Origin of the sequence: Microbispora sp. ZYX-F-249, assembly GCF_039649665.1 — a bacterium.
GTDB lineage: Bacteria > Actinomycetota > Actinomycetes > Streptosporangiales > Streptosporangiaceae > Microbispora > Microbispora maris.
Genome location: NZ_JBDJAW010000013.1, coordinates 114,251 through 128,834 on the forward strand (window position 1 = coordinate 114,251; position 14,584 = coordinate 128,834).

Annotated in this window: 12 protein-coding genes; 4 read left to right on the plus strand and 8 right to left on the minus strand. The window is 72.2% G+C overall.

Annotated features, from left to right (window positions below; all coding sequences use genetic code 11):
- Positions 1 to 52: 52 nt before the first annotated feature.
- Complete coding sequence (locus AAH991_RS17745) at positions 53 to 814, plus strand: isoprenyl transferase (protein ID WP_346226948.1); 762 nt, start codon at positions 53 to 55, stop codon at positions 812 to 814.
- A 246-nt stretch (positions 815 to 1,060) separates the two neighbouring features.
- Entirely contained in the window at positions 1,061 to 2,371 is a 1,311-nt protein-coding gene (phoH2, locus tag AAH991_RS17750; RefSeq protein WP_346226949.1) for an RNA 5'-3' helicase PhoH2, read from the plus strand.
- A gap of 7 nt (positions 2,372 to 2,378) precedes the next feature.
- Here the strand turns inward: phoH2 and AAH991_RS17755 are convergent, their stop codons facing one another.
- The 3 genes from AAH991_RS17755 to AAH991_RS17765 are packed head-to-tail and all read right to left on the minus strand — an operon-like array spanning position 2,379 to position 5,063.
- Positions 2,379 to 2,939, minus strand: a complete 561-nt coding sequence (locus AAH991_RS17755; protein WP_346226950.1) for a hypothetical protein — start codon at positions 2,937 to 2,939, stop codon at positions 2,379 to 2,381.
- Entirely contained in the window at positions 2,936 to 4,381 is a 1,446-nt protein-coding gene (locus AAH991_RS17760; RefSeq protein ID WP_346226951.1) for a sensor histidine kinase, read from the minus strand. Before AAH991_RS17760 ends, AAH991_RS17755 begins: the two co-directional genes overlap by 4 nt.
- 7 nt (positions 4,382 to 4,388) lie before the next feature.
- Positions 4,389 to 5,063: a response regulator gene (locus AAH991_RS17765; RefSeq protein WP_346226952.1), complete on the minus strand. Its 675-nt coding sequence runs from the start codon at positions 5,061 to 5,063 to the stop codon at positions 4,389 to 4,391.
- 269 nt (positions 5,064 to 5,332) lie between these two features.
- Here AAH991_RS17765 and AAH991_RS17770 point away from each other — a divergent pair, with 269 nt between their 5' ends.
- The gene (locus AAH991_RS17770) at positions 5,333 to 6,025 is read left to right on the plus strand and encodes an aggregation-promoting factor C-terminal-like domain-containing protein (RefSeq protein WP_346226953.1); all 693 of its coding nucleotides are present in this window, start codon (positions 5,333 to 5,335) and stop codon (positions 6,023 to 6,025) included.
- Positions 6,026 to 6,130: 105 nt separating this feature from the next.
- A complete protein-coding gene (locus AAH991_RS17775; RefSeq protein WP_346226954.1) occupies positions 6,131 to 8,080 on the plus strand; it encodes a glycosyltransferase family 2 protein in 1,950 nt (649 codons plus the stop codon).
- 24 nt (positions 8,081 to 8,104) lie between these two features.
- Here the strand turns inward: AAH991_RS17775 and AAH991_RS17780 are convergent, their stop codons facing one another.
- The 5 genes from AAH991_RS17780 to AAH991_RS17800 form a co-directional block, all read right to left on the minus strand.
- On the minus strand, positions 8,105 to 9,124 hold the full coding sequence (locus AAH991_RS17780; protein WP_346226955.1) for an alpha/beta fold hydrolase: 1,020 nt from the start codon (positions 9,122 to 9,124) through the stop codon (positions 8,105 to 8,107).
- Positions 9,121 to 10,443 carry a 3-hydroxybutyrate oligomer hydrolase family protein gene (locus AAH991_RS17785; protein ID WP_346226956.1) on the minus strand — a complete coding sequence of 441 codons (1,323 nt, stop codon included), beginning with the start codon at positions 10,441 to 10,443 and terminating at the stop codon, positions 9,121 to 9,123. Before AAH991_RS17785 ends, AAH991_RS17780 begins: the two co-directional genes overlap by 4 nt.
- Positions 10,443 to 11,780 (minus strand): MFS transporter, encoded by a 1,338-nt coding sequence (locus AAH991_RS17790; RefSeq protein ID WP_346226957.1) that lies wholly within the window; start codon positions 11,778 to 11,780, stop codon positions 10,443 to 10,445. Before AAH991_RS17790 ends, AAH991_RS17785 begins: the two co-directional genes overlap by 1 nt.
- 77 nt (positions 11,781 to 11,857) lie before the next feature.
- Positions 11,858 to 13,762 (minus strand): helix-turn-helix domain-containing protein, encoded by a 1,905-nt coding sequence (locus AAH991_RS17795; RefSeq protein ID WP_346226958.1) that lies wholly within the window; start codon positions 13,760 to 13,762, stop codon positions 11,858 to 11,860.
- The gene (locus AAH991_RS17800) at positions 13,747 to 14,520 is read right to left on the minus strand and encodes a 3-hydroxybutyrate dehydrogenase (protein ID WP_346226959.1); all 774 of its coding nucleotides are present in this window, start codon (positions 14,518 to 14,520) and stop codon (positions 13,747 to 13,749) included. Before AAH991_RS17800 ends, AAH991_RS17795 begins: the two co-directional genes overlap by 16 nt.
- Positions 14,521 to 14,584 lie beyond the last annotated feature (64 nt).

The following is a 14,584-nucleotide window of genomic DNA, read 5'->3' on the forward strand; positions in this document are numbered from 1 at the left end:
CGCCCGCGATAATTGGTGATCGAGCCCCACCGGTCGCGAGGAAGAGGGTTACATGAGCGTGCGCGATCTCGTGTACAAGCTGTACGAGCGCAGGCTCGAACGGAAGCTGTCCTCCGACCAGATCCCCCGCCATGTCGGCGTCATCGTGGACGGCAACCGCCGGTGGGCGCGGGCGATGGGGCTGCGGGACGTCAGCCGGGGCCACCAGAAGGGCGCCGACAAGATCTCCGAGCTGGTGGCGTGGTGCCGCGAGGCCGGCGTCGAGTACGTGACGCTGTGGCTGCTCTCCACCGACAACCTCGCCAGGGACAAGGCCGAGCTGGAGCCGCTGCTCCAGGTGATCGAGAACCTCGTGCAGGATCTCGTGGACCAGGGATGGCACCTCAACCCCATGGGCTCGCTCGACCTTCTGCCCGATCACACGGCTCGTGTCCTCAAACACGCAAAAGAAACCACATCGCATCGTCCAGGCCTGATTGTGAACGTTGCCGTTGGGTATGGAGGAAGGCGTGAGATCGCTGATGCGGTGCGCTCCCTCCTCCAGGAGCATGCCAGCAAGGGCGCGAGCATCGAGGACCTCGTCGAGGTCCTCGACGTCGAGCACATCGCGGAGCATCTCTACACGCGCGGCCTGCCCGACCCGGATCTCGTCATCCGGACCTCGGGAGAGCAGCGACTCTCCGGATTCCTGCTCTGGCAGAGCGCCCACTCCGAGTTCTACTTCTGCGAGGCCTACTGGCCCGACTTCCGCAGAGTCGACTTTTTGCGGGCGCTCCGCTCGTACGCCGCACGGCACCGTCGGTACGGCTCCTGAGACGGTACGTGACCGCCATCTTCCAACCAGCACAAACCTATTGGGCTGGGGAGATTCGTTACGTACCGTGGTAGCTGAGCGGTCGTCGAGGAGATCGGCGGCCATCACCTCGGGAGAGGGCCCGTCCTTGCGCGACCACCATGCGAGGAGGGCCGGAGCCCCGGTCTGCCCTCGCAGGTCACGGGCCCGGTCCGTTCACCACCAGTCAAGGCAGGGCGCCCACCTCAGGCGCCCGGGGGAGAACGCGTGGCAGTGTCCTCGAGCAACCCGTCCACATCCCGCACCTACGTTCTGGACACGTCCGTCCTGCTCGCCGACCCGGCGGCGATGAGCCGCTTCGCCGAGCACGAGGTCGTCGTCCCGATCGTCGTCATCACGGAACTGGAGGCCAAGCGCCACCACCCCGAGCTGGGCTACTTCGCCAGGGAGGCGCTGCGCTTCCTCGATGACCTCAGAGTGCGGTACGGACGGCTGGATGAGCCCATGCCGATCGGCGAGGGGACCATCCGGGTCGAGCTGAACCATAGTGATCCATCCTGTCTCCCCGCGGGTTTCCGCCTGGGGGACAACGACACCCGCATCCTCACCGTCGCCCAGAACCTGGCGGTGGAGGGCAAGGACGTGGTGCTGGTGTCGAAGGACCTGCCGATGCGGGTCAAGGCCGCGTCCATCGGCCTCAGCGCGGAGGAGTACCGCGCCGGCATGGTGGTCGAGTCCGGCTGGACCGGTATGGCGGAGCTCCAGGTCACCACGGAGGAGATGGACGCCCTCTTCGAGGCCGGCACCGCCGACATCGACGAGGCGCGCGACCTGCCGTGCCACACCGGCCTGCGGCTGCTGTCGAGCCGCGGCTCCGCGCTCGGCCGCGTCCTGCCGGACAAGTCGGTACGGCTGGTCCGGGGCGACCGGGAGGTCTTCGGCCTGCACGGCCGGTCCGCCGAGCAGCGCATCGCGCTCGACCTGCTGATGGACCCCGACGTCGGCATCGTGTCGATGGGCGGCCGGGCGGGCACCGGCAAGTCCGCGCTGGCGCTGTGCGCGGGCCTGGAGGCGGTGCTGGAGCGCCGCCAGCACCGCAAGATCATCGTGTTCCGGCCCCTGTACGCCGTGGGCGGCCAGGAGCTGGGCTATCTGCCCGGCACGGAGAACGACAAGATGGGCCCGTGGGCCCAGGCGGTCTACGACACGCTGGGCGCGGTGACGTCCCCCGAGGTCATCGAGGAGGTCATCGACCGCGGCATGCTGGAGGTCCTCCCGCTGACCCACATCCGCGGCCGTTCCCTCCACGACGCGTTCGTGATCGTGGACGAGGCGCAGTCGCTGGAGCGCGGCGTGCTGCTGACCGTCCTGTCCCGCATCGGGGCCAACTCGCGGGTCGTGCTCACCCACGACATCGCCCAGCGCGACAACCTGCGGGTGGGCCGGCACGACGGCGTCGTCGCGGTGGTGGAGAAGCTCAAGGGTCACCCGCTGTTCGCCCACATCACGCTGACCAGGTCCGAGCGGTCGCCGATCGCCGCTCTGGTGACCGAGATGCTGGAGGACATCACGCTGTAAGGCTCCCTCACGGAGGGAGATGGCCGTCCTTGGGGGCCAGATCCCAGAACTCCTGGCAGGTGTGGGTCTTGAGAGGCCCGTTCCTGTCAGGAGTCGCGTGAGCGATCTCCACGGCCCAGATCTCCGGGCGCAGCCGCGCCGTGCAGGTGATCTGGGCCATGGCGGTCCTGGTGATCTTCAACCCGGCCACGAACAGCCGCACCCGCAGGCTGAGGGTGTTGTCGGGGTCGTTGCGGCTGCCCGCGTCCGGGGCGTACCTGACGAGCTGCACCTGGGTCAGCGTGAGCCCGGTCAGCGCCGTGGACAGCCGGTTCGACGACCGTCCACTGGCCTTGAAGAGGGCGTCGAGCACGTCGTTGACGTGCGGCGACCGGGCCGCGACCCGCGTCGGCTGCAGGTGGCCGTTCCGCAGCAGGTAGACCGTGACGAGGGTGGGGGTGCCGCTGATCACCGGCGCGGGGCCGGCGTCGGTCACCCCGGTCGGCGCGACCCCGCAGGCCGCCGCAGGCGCCATGAGGAGCCCCGCGAGCAGGGCCGCCAGCGCCGTTCTGAGCCTCGGCGCGTTCACGGCTTGGGAATCCGCAGCAGGAAGAGGGTGCCCGGCTCGCACCGCTCGGCCGTGATCGAGCCGCCGTGCAGCTCCGCGTTGGCCTTGGCGATGGCCAGGCCGAGGCCGCTGCCCGCGCTCCTGGCCCGGTCGGTGCCCGCCTTGTAGAAGCGGTCGAAGACGTGGGGGAGCGCCTGTTCGGGGATGCCGCTCCCGTGGTCGCGCACGGTCACCTCCAGCCACCCGTGGGCCTCGCCGCCGACCGCGACCCGCGCGCTGACCACCACGGGCGGCGCGCCGTGGTTCAGCGCGTTGCCGACGAGGTTGGCCACCATCACGTCGAACCTCCGGGCGTCCAGGGAGAACGTGAGCCCGACGGGCACGGTGAGCTTCACCCGGTCGGCCCAGCCCCGCACCTCCAGGCAGTCGGCCAGCGTGTCGCCCACGTCGACGGTCTCCCGGCGGAGCGTGGCGGCGCCCGCGTCGAACCTGCTGATCTCGATGAGGTGCTCGACCAGCACCCGGAGCCTGTCGATCTCGCGGACGACGATCCGGACGGCCTCCCCGGCGTCGTCCGGCAGGTCCTCGGCGTCCTCCGACAGCATGTCCGTCACCGCGGTCATCGCGGTCAGCGGCGTGCGCAGCTCGTGGGAGACGTCCGCGACGAACCGCCGCGACGTCGACTCCAGCGTCCGCAGCTCGGAGACCGTGTCCTCCAGCGCCGCCGCCGTCTCGTTGAACGTCGCGGTCAGCTCGGCCAGCTCGTCCCTGCCCCGTACGGGGAGGCGGACGTACAGTTCTCCGGCGCCGAGCGCGCGGGCGGCCGCGCCCAGCCGGCGTACGGGCAGCAGTACCCGCCGAGCCGACAGCAGGGCCAGGGTCAGCGCCAGGACGAGCGTGATGCCTCCGGCCTGCGCGAGTGCGGTCCTGAGGCGGGTCAGCACCGCCTCCTCCTCCGACAGAGGCACGAAGACGTAGGCCGTCAGGCCCGTCGGGCGCAGCACGCCGTCGCGGTTGGCCCGCTGGATCTGCGTGGCGACGATCAGCCAGGCCTGGTCCCTGAACAGCACTATCTGGTGGACCAGCCGCCGCGCCGCCTGCCAGCGGAGCTGGTCGGGCACGTCGGTCATGGTGAACAGGGCCCCGGTGTTGGCGCGCCGATGGCCTCCGTAGGTCACGATGACGGTCCGCTCGGGGGCCTCCAGCGCCCGCACCACCCCGTCGAGGTCCTCGTCGGTGACGGTGGCGTCGCTCGGCCAGACCACCTCGCTCGCGCCGATCGGCAGCGTGATCCTGGAGAGCGTCTCGCGCACGTCGGCGACCGCGCCCCGCTCCGCGCGCTCCAGGAGTCCCCGGCGGACGATCTGATATCCCAGGCCCGCGACCATGGCGGACGCCGTGATCGCCACCAGCAGGAAGGTGATCACCAGCCGGGCCCGCAGCCCGGTGGGCACCCAGGTCATGTCGGGATCATGGCGGGCTGAAGCGGTACCCGAAGCCGCGCACGGTGTGGATGTAGACGGGGTCGGCGGGCACCGGCTCGATCTTGGCGCGGATGCGCTGCACGCACGCGTCGACCAGCCGGGAGTCCGCCACGTGCGTGTGGTCCCAGACGGCGCGCAGGAGGTAGCGGCGGTTGAGGACCTGGCCGGGGTGGCGGACCAGTTCGAGCAGCAGGCGCAGTTCGGTGGGGGTGAGGTGGATCTCCTTGCCCGCGAGGCTCACCTTGAGGGCGCCGCGGTCGATCACGAGGTCGCCGAAGGTGAGGCGGTCGGGCGAGGCCGACTCCAGGCGGCGCAGCACGGCGCGGATGCGGGCGTCCAGCACCCGCGGCTCGACGGGCTTGACCACGTAGTCGTCCGCGCCGGCCTCCAGCCCCACCACCACGTCGAGGTCGTCGCCCCTGGCGGTGAGCAGGATGACGGGCAGCGGGTCGAGCCTGCGGATGCGGCGGCACACCTCGACCCCGTCGATGCCGGGCAGCATGACGTCGAGGATCGCGATCTCGGGACGCCGGGAGCGTACGTGTTCGAGGGCCTCCTCGCCCGTGGCGTACGCGGTCACCGAGTGGCCCTGCCGGGTGAGCGCGAGCTCGAGTCCGGCCCGGACCGAGGGGTCGTCTTCGACCAGGAGGATGCCTGCCACTCGGTCATTATGGTGCGGACCGCACCAATTCCCTATTTGTCATGGTCCTGTGAACTGGTTCGCACCTGATCGTCAAGAAGCGGGGGCACGCTGGTGGCGGGAGGCCGTGCCGCACGACGCCGCGTGAAGTGTGACCAAAATCACATGTCACAGGAAAGTCCATGTGATCGGGCGTCGGGTCAAGGCGTCACCAAACAGGTGCCACGAATCGGTTGCGGACCACCCCCCAACACAGGGCAAGCTCATAAGCCGTGAGCTCTGGTCAGCAGTTGAAGGATCGCCCCCGCGCCTCCCGATCGCGGCGGGGAGGAGGCGACGGTTCCGGCCCCGGCCGGCTGACCATCAAGCGCGTCGCCATCCTCGGAGTCACCGTGGCCGCGCTCGCGGGCGGGACGACCTACGTGGTCCGCACCTCGGTCGAGAACAACAGCGCGCCCAAGAAGGTGCTGGAGCCGGACAGCTTCCTCGCCCTCGACCCGAACGCGCCCGACCCCGAGGCCGACATCCTCAAGGAGAACGCGGTCCAGGCGCTGCGCAAGGAAAGACTCGAGCGCACCCGCGACCGGAAGGGCGGCCTCGACCCCGTCGACATCGTCGAGAAGGCCCCCGGCGGCGGCGGTTTCAACCCGGCGAACTTCCCGCCCGGCTCCACGCCCGACCCGGGCAGCAACAAGGCCGTCGGCAAGGAGATGGCCGCGGCCCGCGGCTGGGACGGCGCCGAGTGGGGCTGCCTGGAGCGCCTGTGGGACAAGGAGAGCCACTGGAATGAGCGGGCCATGAACCGCTACAGCGGCGCCTACGGGATTCCCCAGTCACTGCCCGGCAGCAAGATGGCGAGCGCGGGCTCCGACTGGCAGACCAACCCCGCCACGCAGATCAAGTGGGGCCTCGGCTACATCGCCGGCCGCTACAAGACGCCCTGCGGCGCCTGGGCGCACTCCCAGTCCACCGGCTGGTACTAGCCGCTGCCGGTCGCGGCGCCTGATCCGCGAAACTCTGGTCAGGGTTGTTCGACCTTTCGGCAAGCCCACGCGTCCGGCGGGGGGTGGCACTGCACCCTTGGCCTCATGGGTGTGAAGGTCAGCGTGGTTATGCCCGTGTCCAACCCCGGGCTGTCGAACGACGCCTTCGGCGCGTGTGTGCGTTCGGTGCTGGAGCAGTCGCTGCCGCCGGAAGAGTACGAGGTCATCTTCGCGGACGACGGGTCGACGGACGGGACCCGCAGGCGGCTCGACGCGATCGCCGGGCAGCGCGACAACGTGCGGGTCCTGCACCTCGACCACAGCGGCTCGCCGGCGCGCGGCCGTAACGTCGGCCTGTCGGTGGCGCGCGGCGAGTACGTCTACCTGCTCGGGCAGTACGACAGGCTGGAGCCGCGGGCCCTGGAGCTGATGTACGACAGGGCGGTGGAGACCGACGCCGACGTGCTGATCGGCAGGCTCGCCGGCCAGGGACCGCCGGCGGCCGCCTTCGCCCGCGACCGGGACCGGGCCGACGTCCTGCGCGACCACCTGCTCACGCTGCCGACGGCGCACAAGTTGTTCAGCCGCGACTTCCTGGAGACCTGCCAGCTCCGCTTCGCCGACCGGCCGCTGTCCGAGCAGGCCTTCGTGACCAGGGCGTACCTCGCCGCGAAGGTGATCGCCGTGCTGGCCGGCGAGATCTGCTGCCACATCTCCCCGCACGAGGAGGAGGGGCCGGACGGCGAGGCGCTCTTCGACGGCCTCAACGCCGTCTTCGACGTGGTGGACGCCTACACCGAGCCGGACTCGCAGCGTGAGCGCATTCACGCCCACTGGTATCGGACGCTCGGGCTGCGCCGGCTGGCGGGCGCGCGCTTCCTCGCGGCCGAGCCGGACGAGCGGATGGTCCTGTTCTCCTTCCTGCGCCGCTTCACCCTCGACCGCTTCCCCGCCACGCTCGACGTCCACCTGCCCGCGCACCTGCGCGCCCGTACGGCGCTGCTGCGCCAGGACCGTCTCGACGCGCTGGTCGCCCTCGCCGAGGCCTCCCGGGGCACCAGGCTCAGCGCCGAGCTGCGGGAGCTGCGCTGGGACCAGGGCGTGCTGCTGCTCGACCTGAGCGTGGAGGTCCTGCGGGCCGGGGGCGCCCCCGTGTGGCTGCGGCAGCGGGACGACCGGCTGCTGTGGGCCCCGCCCCCCGCGGTCGAGGGCCTGCTCGACGGCCTGCTCGACGACGAGGGCGCCGACATGACCGACGCGGTGCGCAGGGCCCGCATCGAGGTCTGCGTGCGCCACGTGGAGACCGGGGTGGTCCACTCCCTGCCGGTCACCTGCTCGGTGGGCCGCGCCGCTCTGGGCGACCGGGCGCGGGGCGGCCAGGTGCGCGTCTGGGTCAACGGCCAGGCCCGCCTCGACGCCGGAGCCGCGGCCCTCGGACGGCCGCTGCCCGCGGGGTTGTGGGAGGTCCACGTGCGCATGCGGGGCGTGCAGGCCGGCCGCACCCGGGTGGCGCGCCCCGCCCTGCCGATGAGCTGCGCGGGCGCGCTCGCGGGGGAGCCCAGGCGCCTCGTGGTGCCCTGCTGGTCGGAGCGCGGCGAGCTGGGCGTGTGCGTGGAGCCGAAGTCGTTCCCCGAGTCGATCGCGCTGGTCTCGTCCCGGGCCACCGTGGCCCGGCAGGAGGGGCACGTCTTCGTCGTCGTGCCCGTGCCGTACGTGCCGCCGAGCGGCGGGCCGCCGGCCGAGCTGGTGCTGCGCGAGCAGGACGGGCGCGGGCGCAGCATGGTCGTGCCCGCGCTGGTGGAGCCGGGGATACCCGGCAGGGTGGCCGGGCAGCTCGTCGCCCGGGTGCCGGTGAGCCGGATCGGCGGGGACGACTGCCTCGGCCCGGGGTCGTGGCGGCCCGCGCTCCGGGTGGACCAGAAGGACGTGGATCTGCTGTTCGGGCTGGCGGTGCGCCGCGGCGGGCAGGTGTCCGTCCTGCCCGCCGGGGCTTCGCCGCAGGCCCCCTCACTGCTGCGGCGCATCGCCGTACGCGTCCTGCGCGACCGCCGATAGCGCCCGCCGATAGCCGCCCGCCGGCTATCCGCGCAGGTGCGCGAGCAGGGCCGCGCGGAACTCCTCGGGCCTGTCGAGCTGCGGCCCGTGGCCGGCGCCCTTGATGACCACCTCGCGGTACAGGCCGTAGCGGTCGAGGGCGGCCCGCGTCTGGGTCACCATGGGCTGGGCGGGCGTGCCGTCCCAGCCGGGCACCGCGCCGATCGCGCCCAGGTGGGCGAGGTCGAACATCGACGTGTCCGAGACGATCACGTCCTGGTCGCCCCTGATCCACAGGATGGGCGGCTTCGGGTCGATCTCGTGCAGGTCGTCGATCCGGAAGTTGGGCGGCGCGATCGTGTTGAGCACGCCGCGCTTGCCCGGGGCGACGTTCGGCCAGGCGTCCGAGGGCAGGGCGTCGCCCGGGTAGTGGTCGTCGCCGATCCGGGTGGACAGCATCGACTCGACGTACGCGTCCTCCTCCTCGCCCAGGTCCGTGCCGGGGGCGACGTACGTGGCGCGCAGCACGTTCCGGGGCGAGACGGGGGAGTCGGCCGACCGGTCGCCCGCTTGCAGGGCCGCCACGAAGTCGGGGTTGGCCGCGCCGCCGCCGGCGCCGACCCCGTCGGAGCCGGTGAGCACGCCGTCCGGGCCGACGGTGCCGCCGAAGCCGTACGGCGAGACGGGGTTGACCAGCGTCACGCTGCGGGCCGCCGCCGGCCGGTCGCGCAGGGCCTGCATGACCACCCCGCCGCCGAGGCTCCAGCCCACCAGGTGCGCCGGTCCGATCCGGTCGAGCAACGCCAGCACGTCGTCGGAGTAGTCGCGCACGCCCCGGCTCGCGTCCACCGGCTCGGGGTCGGAGTCGCCGAAGCCGCGCAGGTCGACGGCGTACGGACGGAAGCCCTCCGCCGCGACCGCGGTCATCGTCGAGCGCCAGAACGCGCTGGAGGAGACGTTGCCGTGCACGAACAGCACCGGGTCGCCCGACGAGCCGGGAATGGACAGGACGTTCAGGGTCAGCCGGGGCGTGGCGACACGCTCGGCGGATATGGCCAGGGTCATGGTGTTGCTCCCAGTGTGCAGGTGTTCTCGAGGTCGCCCGTGGCCGGGCGGGGCAGGGTGGCGCTCGGGGGCGGCGGCGTGCCCGTGCCGATCCACGCCTCCAGCGCGGTGAACGCGCTGCGGAAGCAGGGCAGCAGGGGCCGCAGGCGGTCGGGGAAGGCCGGGTAGAGGCTGTCGACGTGGGTGCCGTCCTCGACGCGGTAGTAGCGCAGCAGCCGGTCGCGGTGCCGGTCGGCGATCATCTTGGCGTATACGTCCGAATCCTCGTGGATCGGCAGCAGCGCGTCCAGGGTGCCGTGGACGACGATCAACGGACGCTTGATCTTCCCGGTGACGCTCACCCGCGCCATCGCCTGCTTCACGGCGGCGGGCCTGGAGGCGTAGTCGTAGTCCGTGTCGCAGGCGGGCGTGCCGGAGGCGCAGAACGGCGTGCCGGCCTCGGCGTCGCCGTCGTAGCCGGGGTCGAACTCCTCGCGGAAGACGCGCTGGGTGAAGTCCCAGTAGTACTGGTAGTGGAACGGCCACAGGAAGTCGGACTCGGGGGCGAAGCCCGCCGCCGCGACCCCGGCCGTGTCGCCCTTCGCGTACGCGCGCAGCGCGGGCGGCAGGAACGTCAGCAGGTTGGGCCCGTCGGCGGTGAAGAGCGTGCCCTCCCAGTCGACGCCGCCGTCGAACAGGTCGGGGCGGTTCTCGATCTGCCAGCGGACCAGGTAGCCGCCGTTCGACTGACCGGCCGCGATCGTCGTGCGGGCCGGCCTGCCGTACCGCTGCCGTACGACGGCCTTGGCGGCGACCGCCAGCTCGCTGACCCGGTGGTTCCACTCGGCCACCGCGTCGCCGGGCCGTACGCCGTCACGGTAGAACGTCACGCCGGTGTTGCCCTTGTCGGTCGCGGCGTACGCGTAGCCCTTGGCCAGCGCCCAGTCGGAGATCGTGAAGTCGTTGGCGTAGGTCTCCCGGTTGCCGGGGGACCCGGCGACGACCAGGCCGCCGTTCCACTGCTTGGGCAGCCGGATGACGAACTGCGCGTCGTGGTTCCAGCCGTGGTTGGTGTTCCCCTTGGAGGTGTCGGGGAAGTAGCCGTCGATCTGCATGCCGGGGACGCCGATGGGGTTGACGGCGCCCGCCGAGTTGAGCCCCGACCAGTCCGACTGGTCGGTGTGGCCGGAGGTCAGGGTGCCCTTGGTGGTGAGGTCGTCGAGGCAGGCCGTGACCTGCCTCTCCGCGCCGGGGACCCTTATCTGCGGGCAGGCGGCGGCCTCGGACGGAAGTGCGACGGCCAGGGGGAGTGCCAGCGCGAGGACGGCGAGAGCCTTCATCAGGCCTCCTTCACGATCGCGGCGGCCTGGGCGGCGCCGGAGGTGGGTTCGATGGCGGACAGGTCGCGGTCGCGGGTCTCCCTGGAGGCGAGCACCGCGATCATCGTGAGGATCGCCGCCGCCAGCACGTAGACGGAGATCGGCACGCTCGACCCGTACGCGTCGAGCAGGGCGACCGCGATCAGCGGGGCGACGCCGCCGGCCGCGATCGAGGCGAGCTGGTAGCCGATCGACACCCCGGAGTAGCGCATCCGGGTGGCGAACAGCTCGGAGAAGAACGCCGCCTGCGGGCCGTACATCGCGCCGTGCAGCACCAGGCCGACGGTCACCGCCACGGTGACCAGGGCGAAGTTCCTGGTGTCGATCAGCGGGAAGAACGCGAAGGCCCACAGCCCGATGGCGGCGGCGCCGAGGAGGTAGACCGGCCGCCGGCCGATCCGGTCGGACAGCGCGCCCCACAGCGGGATCGTGACGAAGTGGATCGCCGAGCCGATCAGCACGGCGTTCAGCACGGTGCCCTTGGGCAGGCCCGCCGTGGTGGTGCCGTACACGAGGACGAACGCGGTGATCACGTAGTAGGACACGTTCTCGGCCATCCGGGCGCCCATCGCCACCAGCACGTCGCGCCAGTGGTGGCGCAGCACGCCGAGGATGGGGGCCTTCGGCGCGGGCTCCCGCCGGGCCAGCGCCTGCTGGAACACCGGCGACTCGGCGACCGTGAGCCTGATCCACAGGCCGATCAGCACGAGCACGCCGGACAGCAGGAACGCGATCCGCCAGCCCCAGGCGAGGAAGGCCTCCTCGGACTGCACCGCGGCCAGCAGCGCCAGCACGCCGGTGGCGATCAGGTTGCCACCGGGAGCGCCGGCCTGCGGCCAGGACGCCCAGAAGCCCCGGTTGCGAGGGTGGCCGTGCTCGGAGACCAGCAGCACCGCCCCGCCCCACTCGCCGCCGAGGGCGAAGCCCTGCACCAGGCGGAGGAGGGTCAGCAGCAGCGGCGCGCCGGCGCCGAGTGCGGCGTACGTCGGCAGGCAGCCGATCAGGAACGTCGACCCGCCCATCAGCAGCAGGCTGATGACGAGCAGCCGCTTGCGGCCGAGCCGGTCGCCGTAGTGACCGAAGACCAGCCCGCCGAGCGGGCGGGCGACGAACCCGACGGCGTAGGTGAGGAACGCCAGCAGGGTGCCGGTCAGCTCGTCCTCGGTGGGGAAGAACAGCTTGTTGAAAACCAGGGCGGCGGCCGAGCCGTAAAGGAAGAAGTCGTACCACTCGATGGTGGTGCCGATCAGGCTGGCCCCGACGACCTTTCCGATCCGGGCAGGTGGGGTGTTTGCCATGGGAACTCCTCCGATGGGGGGTTCCGCACACGGTATGCAGTGACCGAGGTCACTCCTATGGGGTGCCGCCACACACCTCAGGCATCCGGCATGTGGGTGCGCAGCCGGTGCAGCCGCAGGGCGAGCTGGATCTCCAGGGCGCGCTCGGGCTCCTGCCAGTCCGCGCCGAGCAGCTGCCCCACCCGGTCGAGCCGCTGGGTCACCGTGTTGACGTGGATGTGCAGGGCCTCGGCCGTACGCGACAGCGAGCCGCCCGTGCCGAAATAGGAGTTCAGCGTCTTGACCAGGGCGGTTCCCCGGCGCGCGTCGTAGTCGAGCACCGGCCCGAGCGCGCCGGACAGGAAGCCGGACACCTCGCGCCGCTCGCCCACCAGCAGGCCGACGAAGCCCAGCTCGTCCGCGCTCGCGCCGTCGCCCGTACGGCCCAGCGCGACCAGCGCCCCGGCGCAGCGCCGGGCCTCGGCGTAGGCGGCGGCGACCGCCGTCACCGGCCCGCGGGCCGGCGCGGCCCCCGCCGTCGCCGGGCGGCCGAGCGAGGCGCTCAGCTCGGCGGCGACGCGCCGGGCCAGCGCGCCCGGCCGGTCGCCGGGCAGCAGCAGCACGACCTCGTCGCCCCGCGCGGTGGCCAGGCCGTGCGCCAGCGTCGCCTGCGACGACGCCCAGAAGGCGGCGCGTTCCCGCTGCCCGTCGTGCCGCGCCACGACCAGCACGTGCGGCGCGCCGAGGTCGACGCCGAGCCGCCGTGCCCGGTCGTCCAGCCCGCGCAGCTCCGGACGGGAGACCAGGTCGTCGAGCAGTTCGCCGCGCACCCGCCCCTCCGCCTCGGCCACGCTGCGGCGGAACAGCAGCAGCAGCGCGGTGACGATCGCGGCGCGCTCCAGGATCCGCTGGTCGGTGTCGGACACCGGATGGTCGGTCCGCAGGACCAGCGTGCACAGCGGCGCCGCGCCGACGTCCACCGAGGCGACGTACGCGTCGCCCCGCTTGACCGTGCGGCCGAGGGCCCGCGACGACTGGGCGGCGTCGAACACGCCCGTGTCGAGGTCGCCGGACTCGCCCACCAGGGGGCGGCCCTCCTCGTCCAGCACGGTCAGGCGGCCGCCCAGCACCCCGGTGACGACCGCGGCGACGTCCTCGACCCCGCCGCCGCGCAGCACGAGCCCGGTCATCCGGTCGTGCGCGTCCGCGGCCCGCTCGATCGACTCGCTGTGCGCCCTGATCAGCGTGTTCGCCTCGCTCAGCTCGGCCAGCGCGGCCCGGGTCTCCTGCAGCAGCCGGGCGGTGTCGATGGCGACCGCCGCGTGCGCCGCCAGCGAGCACAGCAGCGCCACCTCCTCCTGCGCGAACGGCCTGGCGCTGCGGTTGGCCGCGAACAGCACGCCGATGACCTGCGTGCCGAGCCGCAGCGGCACCCCGAGGATCGCGACCAGGCCCTCCTCGTGGACGGCCACGTCGATCGTGTCGGTGTGCCGGAACCTCGGGTCGGCGAAGTAGTCCGCCGTGTTGTACGGCGTGCCGCTCTGCGCCACCAGCCCGCCCAGCCCGGCGCCCATCGGCAGCCGCAGCCGCCGGAAGCTGGCCGAGATCGACCCGTCGGTCACCCGCATGTAGGTGTCGCCGCGCTCGGGGTCGTTCAGCGTCATGTACGCGATGTCGGTGGCGAGCAGCTGCCTGGCCCGATGGACGATGGCCTCCAGCACCGCGTCGAGGTCGCGCAGCCCGGCGAGGTCGCTCGCGGTGTCGAACAGCGCCGACAGCTCCGCCTCGCGCTTGGCCCGCCGGCGCAGCGCCGCCCGCACCTGCAGCGCGGCGACCTTGGCCCGCTCCAGCTCCTCCAGCGTGGCGGAGTCGGCCCCGGCCGCCCTGGCCTGCAGGATCGGCCCCTCGAACTCGACCGCCGACGCCTCCCGCGCGAGCAGGTCGAGGTAGGCGTAGGCGCCGTCCGTCTTTCTCGGGGCCTTCGGGGTCAGCGCGCGCTCCATCCTCCGTCGATGGGGATCGAGACGCCGGTGACGAACGATCCCTGCGGCCCGCACAGGTAGGCGACCATTTCGGCCACCTCGTCGGGCTCGATGAGCCGCTTGATCGCCGCCGGGGCGAGCATGATCTGCTCCACCACCTCGTCCTCGCTGATCCCGTGGGTGCGCGCCTGGTCGGCGATCTGGTTCTCCACCAGCGGCGTGCGCACGTAGGCGGGGTTGACGCAGTTGGAGGTCACGCCGTGCGACGCCCCTTCGAGGGCGATCACCTTCGACAGGCCCTCCAGCGCGTGCTTGGCCGTCACGTAGGCCGACTTGTACGGCGAGGCGCGCAGGCCGTGCACCGAGGAGATGTTGACGATCCGGCCCCAGCCGCGCTCGTACATCCCGGGCAGCACGGCCCGCACGAGCAGGAACGGCGCCTCGACCATCACCCGCATGATCTTGCTGAAGATCTCGGGCGGGAACTCCTCGATCGGGGCGACGTGCTGGAACCCCGCGTTGTTCACCACGATGTCGGCGTGCAGGCGGGTGTCCGGCGAGGGCGGGAGCTGACCTCGCCAGGCGACCAGGAACTCCGGGTCGGACAGGTCGACGGCCACCGGCGTGCCGCCGATCTCGGCCGCCACCTTGCCCGCGGCCTCGGCGTTCATGTCGGCGACGACGACGTGTGCGCCCTCGGCGGCCAGGCGCCGGGCGCACGCCCGTCCGATGCCGCTCCCCGCGCCGGTGACGAGGGCCGTACGCCCTTCAAGGCTCATGACGCCTCACGATAGGAACCGCACCGCTGCCGGCACATGGGGGTGGGCGACATAGATGCCTGCC